Here is a 14,587-nt window from a genome sequence, read left to right as displayed (position 1 = left end):
TCCTTGTTAGATCGGAACCCTCCGACAGATCCAGGGAGGTTCAGGCCTGGTCGGCGCTGGAACGCGCCAACCGCGCCTAGTGCAGGGGCGAGCACGAGCGCCACGAGTATCCAGTAGCCAGCTTCTGGCACTGCGGACACGAACGAATCACGTTCGACCACGACTCCGGGCCGAGAGGCGCCAGCCCACCACGAATCTCCTAAGTAGTAGGTGGTGTTGGCAAAGAATGCGGCGACCAGGGCCGTCACCATTCCGCCCAGCGGCGTGCGGGCGCATATCCCTCCGGCAACCATCACCCCCGCCCATGCCCAACCGGCGTTCAGCACGTAGGTCAGCGCAGAAGGCCAGGCGTTCGATGCGGACGCACCGAGGCCCAACGTGACTCCCAGAAGTGCGGCAATCACGACCCGGCGCCCGCTCAAGCCCCACACCCAGCGAGGTGGGGCCCCTCCGGAATGCGGAGAGAAGGTCGGGGTGAGATCGGGTCGTGCGCGCATCATCGCATCACACTCTATTGACTTGCCCACCATGCGACCGGCGCGACAACCGGTCCTGACCCCGCGGCCAGAATGAACGCGATCACTTCTCCCAGCTACGACGAGCCCGCCGGGCCCCGGGTGCTACCGGGAGAACGACTGCACGGTGGTATCGGTCATGGTGCGTCCCCGCCGACCGCGAGGCTCGGGAGCAGGGTGTACACCTCTGCGACCGAGCGGCCCGCCGCCATCACCGTCGCATCCGGGCGCACGACTGCCGCTCGTGCGTGGTGGGCGTGCAACCATTGTCCGAGTGGGCTGTCGAGCGCCACGACGACGCTAGTACCTCTACGACGCCTGATTTCGAACTCCTGCTCGGGAGTAGCCCTGATCACGGCAACGATCCGGAAGCCTGGGTAGTCGTCGAGGCGGCGACCATCGGGGGTCACCACGGCGTTCGGCGCGAGCTGCCCGGCAAGGCTGGCTGCGCTCGGGGCCGTCACCCATCGCGGAATCCCGGAGCCCACCACCCCGCGTCTGACGTAGCAGGACGGCCGGAGTGCGGGGGTCGTGCTGTCGGTCAGTCTCGCCGACAGACCCGGCACCCCCGCGAGCACGGGTGCGAGTGCGCGGCGGAGTACATCGCCGCCGTGACCACCGCCGGTCATTGCGGCACCTGTCATCGTCGCGAGACGGATGAGACCGGTGCAGTGCGGGATGCGCTCCTGCTCATAGGATTCGAGGGTCGACGACGGTGCTCCGCCCCGCAGGACGGCGGCGAGCTTCCAGCTGAGGTTCGCGGCATCACGCAGACCCGCGCCCATTCCCTGGCCGATGAACGGAGGCGTCAGATGCGCGGCGTCGCCGAGCAGGAAGACCCGGCGATCACGCCAGCGTTGGGCGACTCGTGCCCGAAAGGTGTATTCGGCAGAACGAAACAATCTCAGGTCTGGCGCGTCGACACCCTCAAGCCACGGCTGTAGCAGCGGCACAACCGCGTCGATGTGGGCGTAGTCCTCGGCCGTCTCGTCGTCGAGTAGTTGGAACTCCCAGCGGTAACGGGTGTCGCCGACGCGCATGTAGGTGGCCGCTCGGTGGGTGTCGCACACCTGTGCCACGCCGTCCCACTGGCGTAGGTCGGCCGACGTCTCGACGTCGATGACGAGCCACCGCTGGCTGAACCCCAGATCTCGCCACTCGGACGAGATCGCCGAGCGGGTGATGCTGCCGGCGCCGTCGCAGCCGAGCAGGTAGCTTCCCCGGAACGTGATCGGCTCACCCGTGTCGCGGTCGGTCGCCGAGACCGTGACCCCCGAATCGGATTGATCGATACCGCTCACCTCGACCCCGGAGCGGAAGGTGATGAGGTCCGCGCGGTGGGCGACGGCGCTACGGAGGAGTTCCTCGAGTCGGGGCTGATCGAACATGGACGCGGCCGGAAAGCCGTTCACGCCCATGCCCGGATCGCGGGGGAACTCGGCGATGACCTGCAACGACGAGGTCACCAGACGCAGGCCCAGGGCAGGGCGGGAGATCTCCGCGAACCTCGGCCCGAGCCCGATTCGCGCGATGATCCGGTACACCTCGTCGTCGAGGTGCACGGCACGCGGTTGCGGGTAGATCGCGTCCCACCGCTCGAGGAGGATCGACGGCACCCCGAGGTCGGCGAGCATCGCCGCCGCGGCGAGACCTGTCGGTCCGGCACCGACGATGAGAACGGGTGCATTGCGTCGGCTCATCGGGTCCCTGCCAGTTCCAGTGTTCGCGTGGCGGAGTGCGCGGCGCCGACGCCGACGACGACGGCGGGGACTGTGGCAGTCCAGCCGTCACCGGCGCGCCGGTGAGCCCAGCACGCACCGCCCATCAACGAGCAGACCGCGACCGCGGCCGCCGTGCCGACACGGGGGTGGCGCCGCCCGAGCAGGAGACCGGTCACCCCGGCGAGCTCGCAGGCGCCGACGATGCGGAACGCCCGCTCGGAGAATCTCAGGTGGCGTGCTCGTTCCGTCATGGGTGCGAGCGCGAGGACCTTCGCGGCGCCGGTGGCGGTGAGCACGAGCGCGACACCACGCGCGGCGAGGGTGTGGGTATCGGTCATGCGGGGGTGCGCCCGTCGGCCGGCGCCCACTGCCAGTGGATCGCGTAGCTGTCGAGGACCCGGGCTGCGGTGTCGACGTCACCGGCCCGCTGCACCACGGCCACGATCGAACCGTCGACGATCCGAGCGTCCACCGATGTGGGTGCCCCGGCGTCGGTGAGCGCCGCGGTGAGCGCGGTTTCGGTGGCGAGGGCTCGCAGCGCGAGCTTGTAGGGCTTGCCCACATCGGTGACCGGCAGCGAGTCGATGATCGTGACCTCTCTAGGGGCGGCCGCGGACTCGGAGACCCGTTCGGTCGCCCACGCCTGCAGGTCACCGCCGGACACCGTGGCGCCGTCGCGGACGGTGACATAGCCGACGGGGACCTCGCCCGCGTGCACGTCGGGACGACCGACGACCCCGGCGTCGGTGACATCGGGGTGCTCGAGAAGAGCGTCCTCGACCGCGCGGGGATCGATGTTGTGCCCGCCGCGGATGATGAGGTCCTTGGCGCGGCCGGTGAGCGTCACGAAACCGCGATCATCCACGGATCCCAGGTCACCGGTGTCCAGCCACCCGTCGCGAACAGACCCGCCGTCATCGAGATCGAACCCGTTGTCCTTGCGGCCGCGGACGTAGCCGGCGAACACGGTGGGGCCTGACACGACGAGCCGCCCGACGGTGCCGGCGGGTAGTTCCTGCCAGTGCTCGTCGACGGCGCGGATCTGCTGATAGGGCAGGCGTTGCCCGACCGAACCGGCGGGCTGGCCGTCGAAGAAACTGCGAACGCTGGCGCAGGTCGCCTCCGTGAGTCCGTAACCCTCGAGCAGGGGGACTCCCGTATGGGACTCGAACCCCTCACGCACCGCGGGCGGCAGCATGGACGCGCCGACCAGGCACGCCCGCAGACTGGAGATGTCGGCGTCGACCGGGCACTGGGCGAGCACCGAGTACACCGTGGGGACGGCGCTCATCGCGGAGATCTCGTGCGCCCGGACGAGCTGCCAGAACACGCCGTAGAGGGCGAGGTCGCGGTACCCCAGCGGTCCCGCCCACACGACGGTCTGGCCGCGCAGCATCGGGGCGAGAACGGTGACGATCAACGCGTTGACGTGGAACAGCGGCAGCGCGGCAAAGACGACGGAGTCCTCGTCGAGCACGGTGTTCGCCGCGATCATCCACGCATTGGAGACCTCGTTGCGGTGCGAGTGACCGGCCAGCTTGGGCACGCCGGTGGTCCCACCGGTGTGGAACAGCGCGGCGAGGTCGTCGGCACCGCGGTCCTCCTCGACCGCGACGCGGGGGAGCTCGGCCGCGTCGAGGTAGGCGACGGTGACGTCGCCCAGGTCGGGCACCTCGGGTTCGGTATCGGCCCCGGTGGGGCGCAGGAGGAACACCGTGTCGATCCCGGTGGCGGCCACGATGTCGGGAAGTCCCGAGAAGACTGCGGGGTCGAGGTCGGGGCCGGCGGCGACGAGGACCCTCGAGCCCGATCTACCGATCAGTTCGGCCACGTGCTCGGCGTTCATGGCCGGGTTGATCGGGGCGGCGACGCCTGCGCGCTGTGCCGCGAAGAACACCTCGATCAGCTCGACGCAGTTGGGCGCCAGCAGGGTGACCGCGTCCCGGCCGCCGACCCCCGCGGCGCGGAGAGCGGCGGCGTGTCTGTCGACGGCGTCGAGCAACTGCGCGTGCGTGCGGTCGGTGGTCTGCTGCCACCGGGTCGCGTCGGGCATGACGCGCAGCGCGGTGCGTTCAGGCCACTGCTCGGCCGCGCGGGTGAGGACCGCGTACGTCGATGCCGGCAACCCGCGGGCGTCGAGTGGTGTCTGTTCGATCAGCGCGACGTCGTCGGGGGTGTCGTAGGCCGGCCACAACGACGCCGATGAGGTGGGGGCGATCATGCGTAGCGCACCACGTTCCGCTGGACGCCGAGATCCAGCGTCCCGTCGCCCGCACGGACCGACGTCTCGACGATGTCGCCGTCCTGCAGGTACTTCGGGTTACCGGCCTGGCGCTTGAAGAACGCCTTCCACTTCAGGTGCGGCGGGAGCAGCGCTCCGATCATCTCGATGGGTTTCGCGGGTGCGGTCAGTGCGGTGCCGCCGGGCGTGCCGGTCAGGAGAAGGTCGCCGGCGTCGACACGCTGGAACCTGTTCAGGGTCCGCACCGCCTCCAGGGGGCTGTAGATCATGTCGGCGACGGTGCTGTTCTGACGCGTGACCCCGTTCACCCGCAACTGGAGGGTGAGGGTGGAGAACCTGTCCCACTCACCGGGCTCCAGCAACACCAGGACGGGACCGACCGGGGTGAAGCTCGGGTAGGACTTGGCCTCGTAGAACTGCGTCTTGGGCAGCTGCACGTCGCGGGCTGACACATCGTTGGTGATCACGAGGCCCGCCACGGCGTCGGCGAGGGTCGCCTCGTCGATGGTGGTCCCGACGGGCAGGCTGGCCCCGAAGACCAGGCCGATCTCGACCTCGTAGTCCAACAGCTGCACGTGCGCGGGCTTGATGATGTCGTCGTTCGGCCCGACGATCGATCCCGAGGCCTTGCGGAAGAACGTCAGCGGGACCTTGTCGGGGTTCATCCCGGAATCGCGGACATGCGAGACGTAGTTCGTCATCTGCGCGATCACCCGACACGGTGCTGTCACCGGAGACTGCAGTTGCAGGCTCGCCGGGTCGACGACCTCGCCGCTGTCGGTCGTGGCCAGGACGACCGCCTGACGATCCGCGATCAGCTCGGCGGTGGTGGTCGCCCGCGTGTCGATGCGACGGGCGCCGGCGGGCACCAGCACCCACCACGCGTCGGCGGTACGGAGAACGGACAGGCTCATGTGCGGGCTACTTTCATCAGGCCGAAGAGGCGTTGGACGTCGAATTCGTTGTCGGACTCGCGCAACGACGAGAGGATGGAGGTCAACTCGCGCAGTGCGGCGCGGCCCGGCTTGATACCCAGGAAGTCCGCGGTCGCCGGCGGGCCCCACTGGTTGAGGCCTGACGCCGTCATCGGGGCCCAGCCGGCGTCGACCGTGCTGTCGAAGTGGTCACCGTCGGTGAAGTGTTCGACCAGGAACCCGTCCGGATCGCGCCAGTAGTCGAAGAGCTGACTGCCCTGGATGTGGCGACCCAGCCCCCACGAGTGGTCGTATCCCCGGTCGAGGAGGTACTCGCTCCCGGCGGCCAGGGCGTCCAGATCGCAGACCTGGTAGGCGGAGTGGACGTATCGGTCGGCGGGGCCGAGCGTCAGGGCCAGGGTGTGGTGGTCGGCGACCTCTCCGCCGCGGTCACACCGGATGAAGCTCATCACGGGTCCGCGTTCGCGCTGGCCGGGGTAGTACAGGAAGTCGCTCACGATCATTCCCAGGTTGTGCAGGTACCAGTTGAGCGACGACAGGTAGCGCGTCGACGACAGCACGACGTGGCCGAGGCGCTCGACGACGGCCGGAGCGCGCGGGGGTCGCTGAGTGCTGTTGACGCGGGTCCGGTCGCGTTCGAAGTTGAACGGGTTGCGGACGCTCTGCAGGGGCAGCGCTGGCCATTCGGTGACTCCTGAGACCACCCGCACGCGGCACCCGCTGGGATCCCGGGTGGTGACCGCACTCCCTCCGAGGGCGTCCCCGAGAGACTCCACGGGCCGTCCCCATTCGGAGGCCAGAGTGTGGACGTCGGCGTCGTCGGAGGCGTGGAAGGCCGCGCCGGTGAACGCGGTCCGCGGTGCTCGACGGACGATGACACACGGCGGCCCCGCGAGGGCGCCCCGCAGGTGCAGCTCATCGGGAGTCTGGAAGGTGGGGGTGAACCCGAAGTCCACCGCGAACGCGGCGGTGCGCACGAGATCGGGTTTGTCGAACTCCAACCAGGCGATGTCGTGGACTTTCACCACCGGGTCCGGCCGGCGCCCGGGATGTTCCCCGGGCAGGGCGCCCTGATCGGCGTGCAGTCCCTCGTGCACGTCATGGTTGACCGTCATCTCGACTCCCGTCGTATCGGTTGACGATATCGTCATATACGCCGCACACGTCAGTCAAGTCCGTTGACGAAGTCGTCACGGGTGCGTATGGGACCATGTGACCCATCGTGGAAGGAGAATGCGATGGCCCAGGCTGATCCGGGCGTTCTCACGCGGGCTCAGAGACGCAAAGCCCAGACCCGGCGGTCCCTCATCGGTGCCGCCCAGCAGTTGATGGCGCAGGGTCGGACCGCGGTGTCGGTCCTCGACATCACCACCATGGCCGACGTCGGCAACGGCTCGTTCTACAACCACTTCGCCACGAAAGAGGAGTTGTTCGAGGCCGCGGTGATGTCCGTCGTCGAGGACCACGGCGAACTGCTGGACGCCTTCACCGAGGGGATGAGCGATCCGGCGCACATGTTCACGCAGAGCTTCCGCCTGACCGGTCGTCTGCACCGCAGGTACCCCGAATTGAGCAGAGTCGTGGTCAACCACGGTCTGTCGGTCCTCTCCACCGCCGACGCGGGCCTGCTTCCCCGCGCGCGTCGCGATATCGAGGCCGCGGTCGCCGCCCGGCGGTTCGTCACCACCGACATCGACGTGGCCCTGACCGTCGTCTCCGGGTCCGCGCTGACGCTGGCGTTGCTGCTGCACGACCAGCCCGAACGCGACGACGCGGCCACGACCGACGCCGTCACCGCCCACGTCCTGCGCGCCCTGGGTGTGAGTGAGGACGAGGCCGCGGCGCTCATCGCTCTTCCGTTGCCGGCCTGGGACTGATCTCACCGGATCTCCCGGGCGTGGCGTGACGAGGCGGGTCAGGTGGCGGTCGCCGCGACCCGCACCATCTCGTCGACCGACACCAGTTTGCGGCGGCGGCGGCCGTCGATGCGCCCGGCCGCCCGTTCGTGGTCGTCGATCGCGGCCCACCCGGCTGCGTCGATCCGGTGGCCGTGGCGCCCGGCGATCAGGGCGTCGACGTCGTCCTCACCGATCGCGGGAGGCGGCAGACGCCCCTGGGTCCAATCGGCGATGATGGCCTCGGCGGTCTGCAGACCACACTGCCTGTTGGCGCCGATCCCGCCCCGGGCGCCGCGCTTGATCCACCCGGCGACGTACATTCCGGCCACCGGGGATCCGTCGTCGATGACGCGACCGCCGTCGTTGGGGATGACGGCGGCACGGGAGTCGAACGGTAGTCCGGAGAACGGATCTGCGCGATACCCGATCGACCGGATCACCGTGGACGCGGGCACGGTCGTCTCCGGGCCCGTCGGGACGACGCGACCGGTGCCGTCGGTGCTGTACGCCATGCGCGTGACCCGCACTCCCGAGACACCGTGGTCGTCGCCGAGGATGGCGGCGGGGGAGGACAGGTAACGGAACGCGACCGTGCGCGCCGCTCCCGTCGGTGTGCGGGCGGCGTAGCCGCGGGCGAGGCGCAGCTTGGTGGAGGTGGTGGGGTCCAGCGTTCCCGCCTGTTCGTCCCGGTGGGTCCGCGGGTCGAGAACCAGGTCAGCCGGGTCCACGACGACGTCCACGCCGGAGAGCGAGGCGAATGCCTGGAACTCCGAATTGGTGTACGCGGCGTGGGCCGGACCGCGTCTGCCCAGGATGCTCACGTGCCGCACCGTTGACTGCCGAAGGGCCCGCAGCGCGTGATCGGCGATATCGGTGCGCGCCAGCTCATCGGGATCTGTCACGAGGATCCGAGCCGCATCGAGGGCCACGTTGCCGTTACCCACGATCACGACGGACTCGCCGCTCAGGTCGATCTCGTCGTCGGCATGGTCGGGGTGGCCGTTGTACCAGGCCACGAAGTCCGTGGCGGCGAGCGATCCGGGCAGATCCTCGCCGGAGATGGACAGAGCGCGGTCAGCGGCCGCGCCGGTGGCGACGATCACCGCGTGATACCTCGCGCGGAGTTCGTCGAGGGTGACGTCGACTCCCACCTCGACGTTGAGGAAGTACCGGAACGCCTCTCGAGACGCGGTCGCGGCGAATGTCCGCTCGACGCCTTTGGTCGCCGCGTGATCCGGGGCGACACCCGCGCGCACCAGACCATAGGGGGTGGGGAGGCGGTCGAACATGTCGACCGTGACGCCGCGGTGTCGCAGCAGTTCCCCCGATGTGTAGAAGGCGGCGGGCCCTGCACCGATGACCGCCACTCGGAACGGAAGCGGTCCGGAGTCCGATGCCGGACGGGGCGGCGTCCAGGTGCCGGCGATCTCTCGTCCCCGGAAGTAGTCAGCGTTCATCTCCGGGAAGGCCGAGTCCGGCGACAGCAGGTCGTCCGGAACGATGGCGTCGACGGGACACTCGTCCACACACGCCCCGCAATCGATGCAGGCGGCCGGGTCGATGTGTAGCATCTCGGCCCGGGCGAACTCGGGCGACCCGGGGGTCGGATGAATACAGTTCACCGGACACACCGTGACGCAGCTCGCGTCGTTGCAGCACGGTCGCGTGATGACATGGGCCACCGGTCATCCTCCTTGGATCGTCATGAACCGTCCGCCTGTGGCGGACGGCGTTCACTCAGCGGAACGAGGCCCGGAAGGACTCGAAGCCCTGAAGGCAGTTGTTGCGCAGCAGTTCCGGATCACTGACGCTGATGGAAGAGACGCGCGGGACCATCGCGTGCAGCAGCGTCTGCATCTCCAACTTCGCCAGCTGCATGCCGACGCAGGTGTGCACGCCGTGCCCCCATCCGACGTTGCTGCCGCGCCACTCCAGCGAGAATCTCTCGGGGTGGTGGAAATGCCGCTCGTCGCTGTTCGCGGCGGCGAACACCACCGCGACACGATCCTTCGGGCGCAGTTGGACCCCACCGAACTCGGTATGCGCGGCGACTGATCGGGTGAACGACCTGACCGGCGACGCCATCCGCACCGCTTCCACCACCGCGGTCGGGATCAGGTCCGGGTCCCGGCGCAGCCGTTCCCAGAGCCCGGGGGTGGTTCCCAGGCTCCAGAGCAGTTGGCCGGTCGACAGGATCGTGGTGTCCAGACTCGGTGCGACGAAGTCGATGATCATGTTCTTCGCCTCGACCCGCCCGATCTCTCCCCGGTCAGCCGCATCGAGCACCGTCGACGCCCACCCGCCGGGTGTCACGTTCGGGCGGCCGACCGCCAACGTGTAGAGGAACAAGCCGAGCGATCCGCGTACGGAACCCCGCGCCCGGCGATTCGCCGAACCGAGACCGTCGAACGTCGACTGGCCCCAGTTCAGCATCTGCTCCGGGGTCACCTTCACGCCGACCAGCTCGGCGACCGCCTGCACCGGCAGGCGGGTCGCGAAGTCGGCGATGCCATCGAAGTGATCTCGCGCCAACAGTCGGTCGACGGTGTCCGTGGCCTCCTGCTCCAGTGTGGGCAGCGACGGGCGTATCGCCCGCGAGGTCAGGGACTGCATGAGGATCATCCGGCGGGTCATGTGCGTGGCGTCGTCACTCGCGAGTGTGGTGTAGTGCCCGAGGGTGTTGGCGACCGGGTTGGCGCCCACGCCCCTGCCGCTGCGGAAGGTCGCGTCGTCGCGTAGGGCCAGCCGCACGTCGTCGAACCGGCCGATCGCGAACATCCGATGACGCGGGAGCCATACGACGGGGCCGGCGTCCCGGATTCGGCGATACACCTCCTGTGGCCTGTCGACCACCTCGTCGCCGTACAGATCGACGTCAACCACCGGCGCCCCACGATGGGTGGCGGTCCGGAGTGGGGGGTATCGGAGAGTCATCTGCCCGTCCTGGTGTCACGAGTCGCACGGGTACGCGCCGCGCGAGTCGATTCCGTCATTGCTGACGAAATCATCATCTAAAAGTATGGCAAAGGTCAAGTGATGTCCGCGGACACGCCCGGAATGCCGCGGCTGCGCGTCCGGGCAGTGCGGTCAGCTCAGTACGACGATCAGATCGCCGGCTTCGACCTGTCCGACCGTGTTGATGGCGATGCGGTCCACAGTGCCGCCTCCGGCGCTCGTGATCGCGGCCTCCATCTTCATGGCTTCGATGGTGGCGACGGTGCCGCCGGGTTCGATCTCGTCGCCGACTCCGACGGCGACGGTGACCACGCCGGAGAAGGGTGCGGGGATGTGGAGGGGGTTGCCGGGATCGGCCTTTTCCGCGGCGGGTACCTCGACGCCTACTGAACGGTCGCGGACCGGAACCGGCCGCAATTGTCCGTTGATGATGCACATCACGGTGCGCATGCCACGGTCGTCCGGTTCGCTGATGGCTTCGAGACCGATGAGGAGATCGACGCCGGGCTCGAGTTCGACGCGGTGTTCCTCGCCGTAGCGCAGGCCGTAGAAGAACTGGTTGGTCGAGAGCTGGGAGGTGTCACCGTACTGCTCGCGATGCTGCTCGAACTCCGCGGTCGGGCCGGGGAACAGAAGCCTGTTGAGAGTCTCCTGCCGGATGCGACCGGCCGTCCGCAGCGCGGCGGCGTCGGCATCGGATATCGGGGTCACCTCCGGCGCCGGCGGGCGCCCCTGGAGTGCGGTGCTGCGCAGCGGTTCCGGCCAGCCGCCGGCGGGGTCCCCGAGCTCGCCACGCAGGAACCCGATCACCGAGTCAGGGATGTCGTAGGACGTGGGGTCCGCCGCGAAGTCGGCCGCGGAGATCTCGCGTCCGACCAGGGCGAGGGCGAGATCGCCGACGACCTTCGACGACGGGGTGACCTTGATCAGCCGGCCCAGCATGCGGTCGGCCTCGGCGTAAGCCTGTTCGACGGCTTCGAAACGGTCCCCGAGTCCGAGGGCCACGGCCTGCTGGCGAAGGTTGGACAACTGGCCGCCGGGGATCTCGTGCGTGTACACACGTCCGGTGGGAGCGGGCAGTCCCGATTCGAACGGCGCGTACACCTTCCGCAGGGCCTCCCAGTACGGTTCCAGATCGCACACCGCAGCGAGGTCCAGGCCGGTATCGCGGTCGGTGTGGGCGGTGGCGGCCACGATCGCCGACAACGCCGGCTGTGAGGTGGTCCCCGCCATGGCGGCGCTCGCGCCGTCGACCGCGTCCGCGCCCGCCTCCCACGCGGCGAGGTAGGTCGCGAGCTGGCCCCCGGGGGTGTCGTGGGTGTGGACATGGATGGGCAGGTCGAACTCCGACCGCAGCGCTGTCACGAGCGTCGTCGCGGCGGGTGCGCGCAACAGGCCGGCCATGTCCTTGATCGCGAGCACGTGGGCGCCGGCGTCGACGATCTGCTCGGCCAGGCGGAGGTAGTAGTCGAGCGTGTAGAGGTCCTCGGACGGGTCGGCCAGGTCGCCGGTGTAGGACATCGCGACCTCGGCGACCGCGGTCCCGGTCTCGCGCACGGCATCGATCGCCGGACGCATCGCGTCGATGTTGTTCAAGGCGTCGAAGATCCGGAAGACGTCGATACCCACGTCGGTGGCCTCGGCCACGAACGCCGAGGTCACGGCGGTCGGATACGGGGTGTAGCCCACGGTGTTCGCACCCCGCAGCAACATCTGCAGACAGATGTTGGGGATCGCCGACCGCAATTGCGCCAGCCGATCCCACGGATCCTCCTTGAGGAACCGCAACGCCACGTCATAGGTGGCGCCACCCCAGCACTCCACTGACAACAGTTCCGGCGTCAGGGCGGCCACGTGCGGGGCGACCGCCAGGAGGCCCGAGGTCCGCACCCGGGTGGCGAGCAACGACTGGTGTGCGTCGCGGAAAGTGGTGTCGGTGACCCCGAGCTGCGGGCGTGACCTCAGATCGGCGGCGAACCCCTGTGGTCCCAGCTCGAGGAGCCGTTGCCGCGACCCCGGCGGGGGGTTGGTCAGTGATGAGGGGTCCAGGCCGGGGAGCTTGTCTCCCGGGTACACCGGGGTGGGACGCTCTCCGTGCGGCCGGTTGACCGTCACATCCGCGAGGTAGTTCAGGATCTTCGTTCCGCGATCGGCCGACGGTCGCGCGGTCAGCAACTCCGGACGGTCCTCGATGAACGAGGTCGTGGCCCGACCGGCCTGGAAGTCCGTGTCGTCGAGCACCGCCTGCAGGAACGGGACGTTCGTGGCCACTCCCCGGATGCGGAACTCGGCGATCGCCCGGCGCGCCCGTGCGAACGCGGTGTCGAAGTCCCGCCCGCGACAGGTCAACTTCACCAGCATCGAGTCGAAATGTGCGGACACCTCGGCACCGAGGGCCACACCGCCGTCCAGGCGTACACCCGCCCCGCCCGGGGCCCGGTAGGCGGCGATCCGCCCGGTGTCCGGTCGGAAACCGTTGGTCGGATCCTCGGTGGTGATCCGGCACTGGAGTGCCGCGCCGCGGATCGTCAGCTGATCCTGTGAGAGCCCGAGGTCGTCCAGTGACTCGCCCGATGCGATCCGCAACTGCGACTGCACCAGATCGACATCGGTGATCTCCTCGGTCACGGTGTGCTCGACCTGGATGCGCGGATTCATCTCGACGAATCTGTGCTGTCCGCTCTCGTCCACCAGGAACTCGACCGTGCCGGCCCCCGAGTAGCCGATGTGGTGGGCGAACGCGACCGCGTCGGCGCATATCCTCTCGCGCATCCCCTGCGTGAGGTTCGGCGCCGGCGCGAGCTCGATCACCTTCTGATGGCGGCGCTGCAGGCTGCAGTCGCGCTCGAACAGATGGATGACCCCGCCCCGGGTGTCGGCCAGGATCTGCACCTCGATGTGTCGCGGGTTGATCACCGCTTGCTCGAGGAACATCGTCGGGTCACCGAATGCCGACTCCGCCTCGCGCGATGCCGCGCTGATCGCGTCCGCCAACTCCTCGATCGTTCCCACCCGACGCATCCCCCGACCGCCGCCACCGGCCACCGCCTTGACGAACACGGGGAAGGTCATGTCGCGCGCCGCCGCGACGAGCTCGTCGGGATCTGCTGAGGGCGCGGAGGAGGCGAGTACCGGCAGGCCCGCCTCGCGCGCCGCGGCGACCGCACGCGCCTTGTTGCCCGCCAATTCCAGGACCGACGCCGGCGGACCGACGAACGCGATTCCCGCCGACGCGCACGCCGCCGCGAGATCCGGGTTCTCCGATAGGAATCCGTATCCCGGATAGATCGCATCCGCGCCGGATCGCTGCGCGACCGCGATGATCTCCTCGATCGACAGGTACGCCCGCACCGGATGGCCGGGAGCCCCGATCTGGTACGACTCATCGGCCTTCAGTCGGTGCGGGGAGTTGCGATCCTCGTGCGGGAACACCGCGACCGTCTTCGCACCCAACTCGTACGCTGCCCGAAAGGCGCGGATCGCGATCTCACCGCGATTGGCCACCAGAACCTTGTGGAACATTCGACGTCCTCGCTTCTCGGATGTGCTCTCGGGCATGCGCGTGGTGACTGAAACATCAGGGTTGACGGAATCATCACTCACGACTGCGTTCGAGTCAACCCTCACCGCACCGGCGAAATCGCGATCACTCCGGCTCAGCCGGCGGCCGCCGCGTCCACCGCGCGGGCCTCGAGAGCGCGGGTGAGGTCCGCGTTCTGCTCGGCGAGGATCCGGCGCAGGGCGGCCGGGCGGGAGGTGTCCGCGATCACGGCATCGAAGCGGGCCACGGTGTCGGCGTCCACCGACCACGCCGGGAACAACCCGGCGGCGACGGTCTTGGCGAGGTCACCGGACCGCGCCTTCCACAGTGCGGTCACGTCGTCGAGGTACCGCTCGCACAGGCCGGTGAGCAGGTGCTCCTGGCCCGGCAGGTCGATGCCCAGCAGGGTGGCGCGCACCAGGGCGTTGCTCGGCGCGTGGTCTCCGGTGGCGGTGAGCAGCGCCTCGGCCTCCTCCTTCGCGCCGACAGTGGGCCGGGCGGCTCGGGCGGTCGCCGCCCGCCGGGCGCCTCCGGCGGTGTCGTCCGCCGCCAGTTCCTCGTCGATCCGGTCGGAGTTCTCGGCGCCCGCGGCCACGAGCGCGGTGAGGACGGTCCACCGAAGGTCGGTGTCGAGGGTCAGGCCGGGTAGTCCCGCCTCGTCCGGTCCGGCGTCCAGAAGGGTCGCGAGCACGCGCGTCTGGTCGGCCCCCAGGGGGCAACTGCACAGGGCCGCGAGGAACGCCAGCTGGTGATCCGACCCGGCCTCCGAGGCCCGGGCCG

The 14,587-nt window shown here is 69.2% G+C and carries 10 protein-coding genes; 1 reads left to right on the top strand and 9 read right to left on the bottom strand.

All coding sequences use genetic code 11. The features are described from left to right. Positions 1-652: 652 nt before the first annotated feature. Genes G6031_RS08960 through G6031_RS08940 form a run of 5 tightly spaced genes read right to left on the bottom strand, consistent with a single transcriptional unit; the run spans position 653 to position 6,528 of the window. On the bottom strand, positions 653-2,215 hold the full coding sequence (locus G6031_RS08960; protein WP_182638536.1) for a bifunctional 3-(3-hydroxy-phenyl)propionate/3-hydroxycinnamic acid hydroxylase: 1,563 nt from the start codon (positions 2,213-2,215) through the stop codon (positions 653-655). Further along, on the bottom strand, positions 2,212-2,574 hold the full coding sequence (locus G6031_RS08955; RefSeq protein WP_182653060.1) for a DoxX family protein: 363 nt from the start codon (positions 2,572-2,574) through the stop codon (positions 2,212-2,214). Before G6031_RS08955 ends, G6031_RS08960 begins: the two co-directional genes overlap by 4 nt. Continuing rightward, a complete protein-coding gene (locus G6031_RS08950; RefSeq protein WP_182653059.1) occupies positions 2,571-4,457 on the bottom strand; it encodes an acyl-CoA synthetase in 1,887 nt (628 codons plus the stop codon). The genes G6031_RS08955 and G6031_RS08950 overlap by 4 nt, the downstream gene beginning before the upstream one ends. Further along, entirely contained in the window at positions 4,454-5,392 is a 939-nt protein-coding gene (locus tag G6031_RS08945) for a fumarylacetoacetate hydrolase family protein (RefSeq protein ID WP_182639863.1), read from the bottom strand. The genes G6031_RS08950 and G6031_RS08945 overlap by 4 nt, the downstream gene beginning before the upstream one ends. Then, positions 5,389-6,528, bottom strand: coding sequence for a VOC family protein (locus G6031_RS08940; RefSeq protein WP_182653058.1), 1,140 nt, complete (start codon positions 6,526-6,528; stop codon positions 5,389-5,391). Before G6031_RS08940 ends, G6031_RS08945 begins: the two co-directional genes overlap by 4 nt. Before the next feature lie 123 nt (positions 6,529-6,651). On the opposite strand from G6031_RS08940, the gene G6031_RS08935 reads away from it, so the two are divergent. Further along, complete coding sequence (locus G6031_RS08935) at positions 6,652-7,290, top strand: TetR/AcrR family transcriptional regulator (RefSeq protein WP_182639861.1); 639 nt, start codon at positions 6,652-6,654, stop codon at positions 7,288-7,290. Between the two features lie 38 nt (positions 7,291-7,328). Here the strand turns inward: G6031_RS08935 and G6031_RS08930 are convergent, their stop codons facing one another. From G6031_RS08930 to G6031_RS08915, 4 genes are all read right to left on the bottom strand, one after another. Further along, the gene (locus tag G6031_RS08930; protein WP_179524906.1) at positions 7,329-8,993 is read right to left on the bottom strand and encodes an FAD-dependent oxidoreductase; all 1,665 of its coding nucleotides are present in this window, start codon (positions 8,991-8,993) and stop codon (positions 7,329-7,331) included. A 55-nt stretch (positions 8,994-9,048) separates the two neighbouring features. Beyond that, complete coding sequence (locus G6031_RS08925) at positions 9,049-10,194, bottom strand: cytochrome P450 (protein ID WP_347238469.1); 1,146 nt, start codon at positions 10,192-10,194, stop codon at positions 9,049-9,051. Positions 10,195-10,398: 204 nt separating this feature from the next. Next, positions 10,399-13,788, bottom strand: coding sequence for a pyruvate carboxylase (locus G6031_RS08920; RefSeq protein ID WP_182653056.1), 3,390 nt, complete (start codon positions 13,786-13,788; stop codon positions 10,399-10,401). A 134-nt stretch (positions 13,789-13,922) separates the two neighbouring features. After that, positions 13,923-14,587: ERAP1-like C-terminal domain-containing protein (locus tag G6031_RS08915; RefSeq protein WP_182653055.1), on the bottom strand; the 665-nt coding region annotated here is incomplete at its 5' end.

It is taken from the genome of Dietzia sp. CQ4 (assembly GCF_014145125.1).
GTDB lineage: Bacteria > Actinomycetota > Actinomycetes > Mycobacteriales > Mycobacteriaceae > Dietzia > Dietzia natronolimnaea.
The sequence above is the reverse complement of the archived record's forward strand: the minus strand, read 5'-3'. Positions and strand labels throughout refer to the sequence as shown.

Bases quoted from the DNA above. Each gene is read 5' to 3' on its own strand.
- G6031_RS08960 (WP_182638536.1), bottom strand. From the start codon at position 2,215: ATGAGCCGACGCAATGCACCCGTTCTCATCGTCGGTGCCGGACCGACA.
- G6031_RS08955 (WP_182653060.1), bottom strand. From the start codon at position 2,574: ATGACCGATACCCACACCCTCGCCGCGCGTGGTGTCGCGCTCGTGCTC.
- G6031_RS08950 (WP_182653059.1), bottom strand. From the start codon at position 4,457: ATGATCGCCCCCACCTCATCGGCGTCGTTGTGGCCGGCCTACGACACC.
- G6031_RS08945 (WP_182639863.1), bottom strand. From the start codon at position 5,392: ATGAGCCTGTCCGTTCTCCGTACCGCCGACGCGTGGTGGGTGCTGGTG.
- G6031_RS08940 (WP_182653058.1), bottom strand. From the start codon at position 6,528: ATGACGGTCAACCATGACGTGCACGAGGGACTGCACGCCGATCAGGGC.
- G6031_RS08935 (WP_182639861.1), top strand. From the start codon at position 6,652: ATGGCCCAGGCTGATCCGGGCGTTCTCACGCGGGCTCAGAGACGCAAA.
- G6031_RS08920 (WP_182653056.1), bottom strand. From the start codon at position 13,788: ATGTTCCACAAGGTTCTGGTGGCCAATCGCGGTGAGATCGCGATCCGC.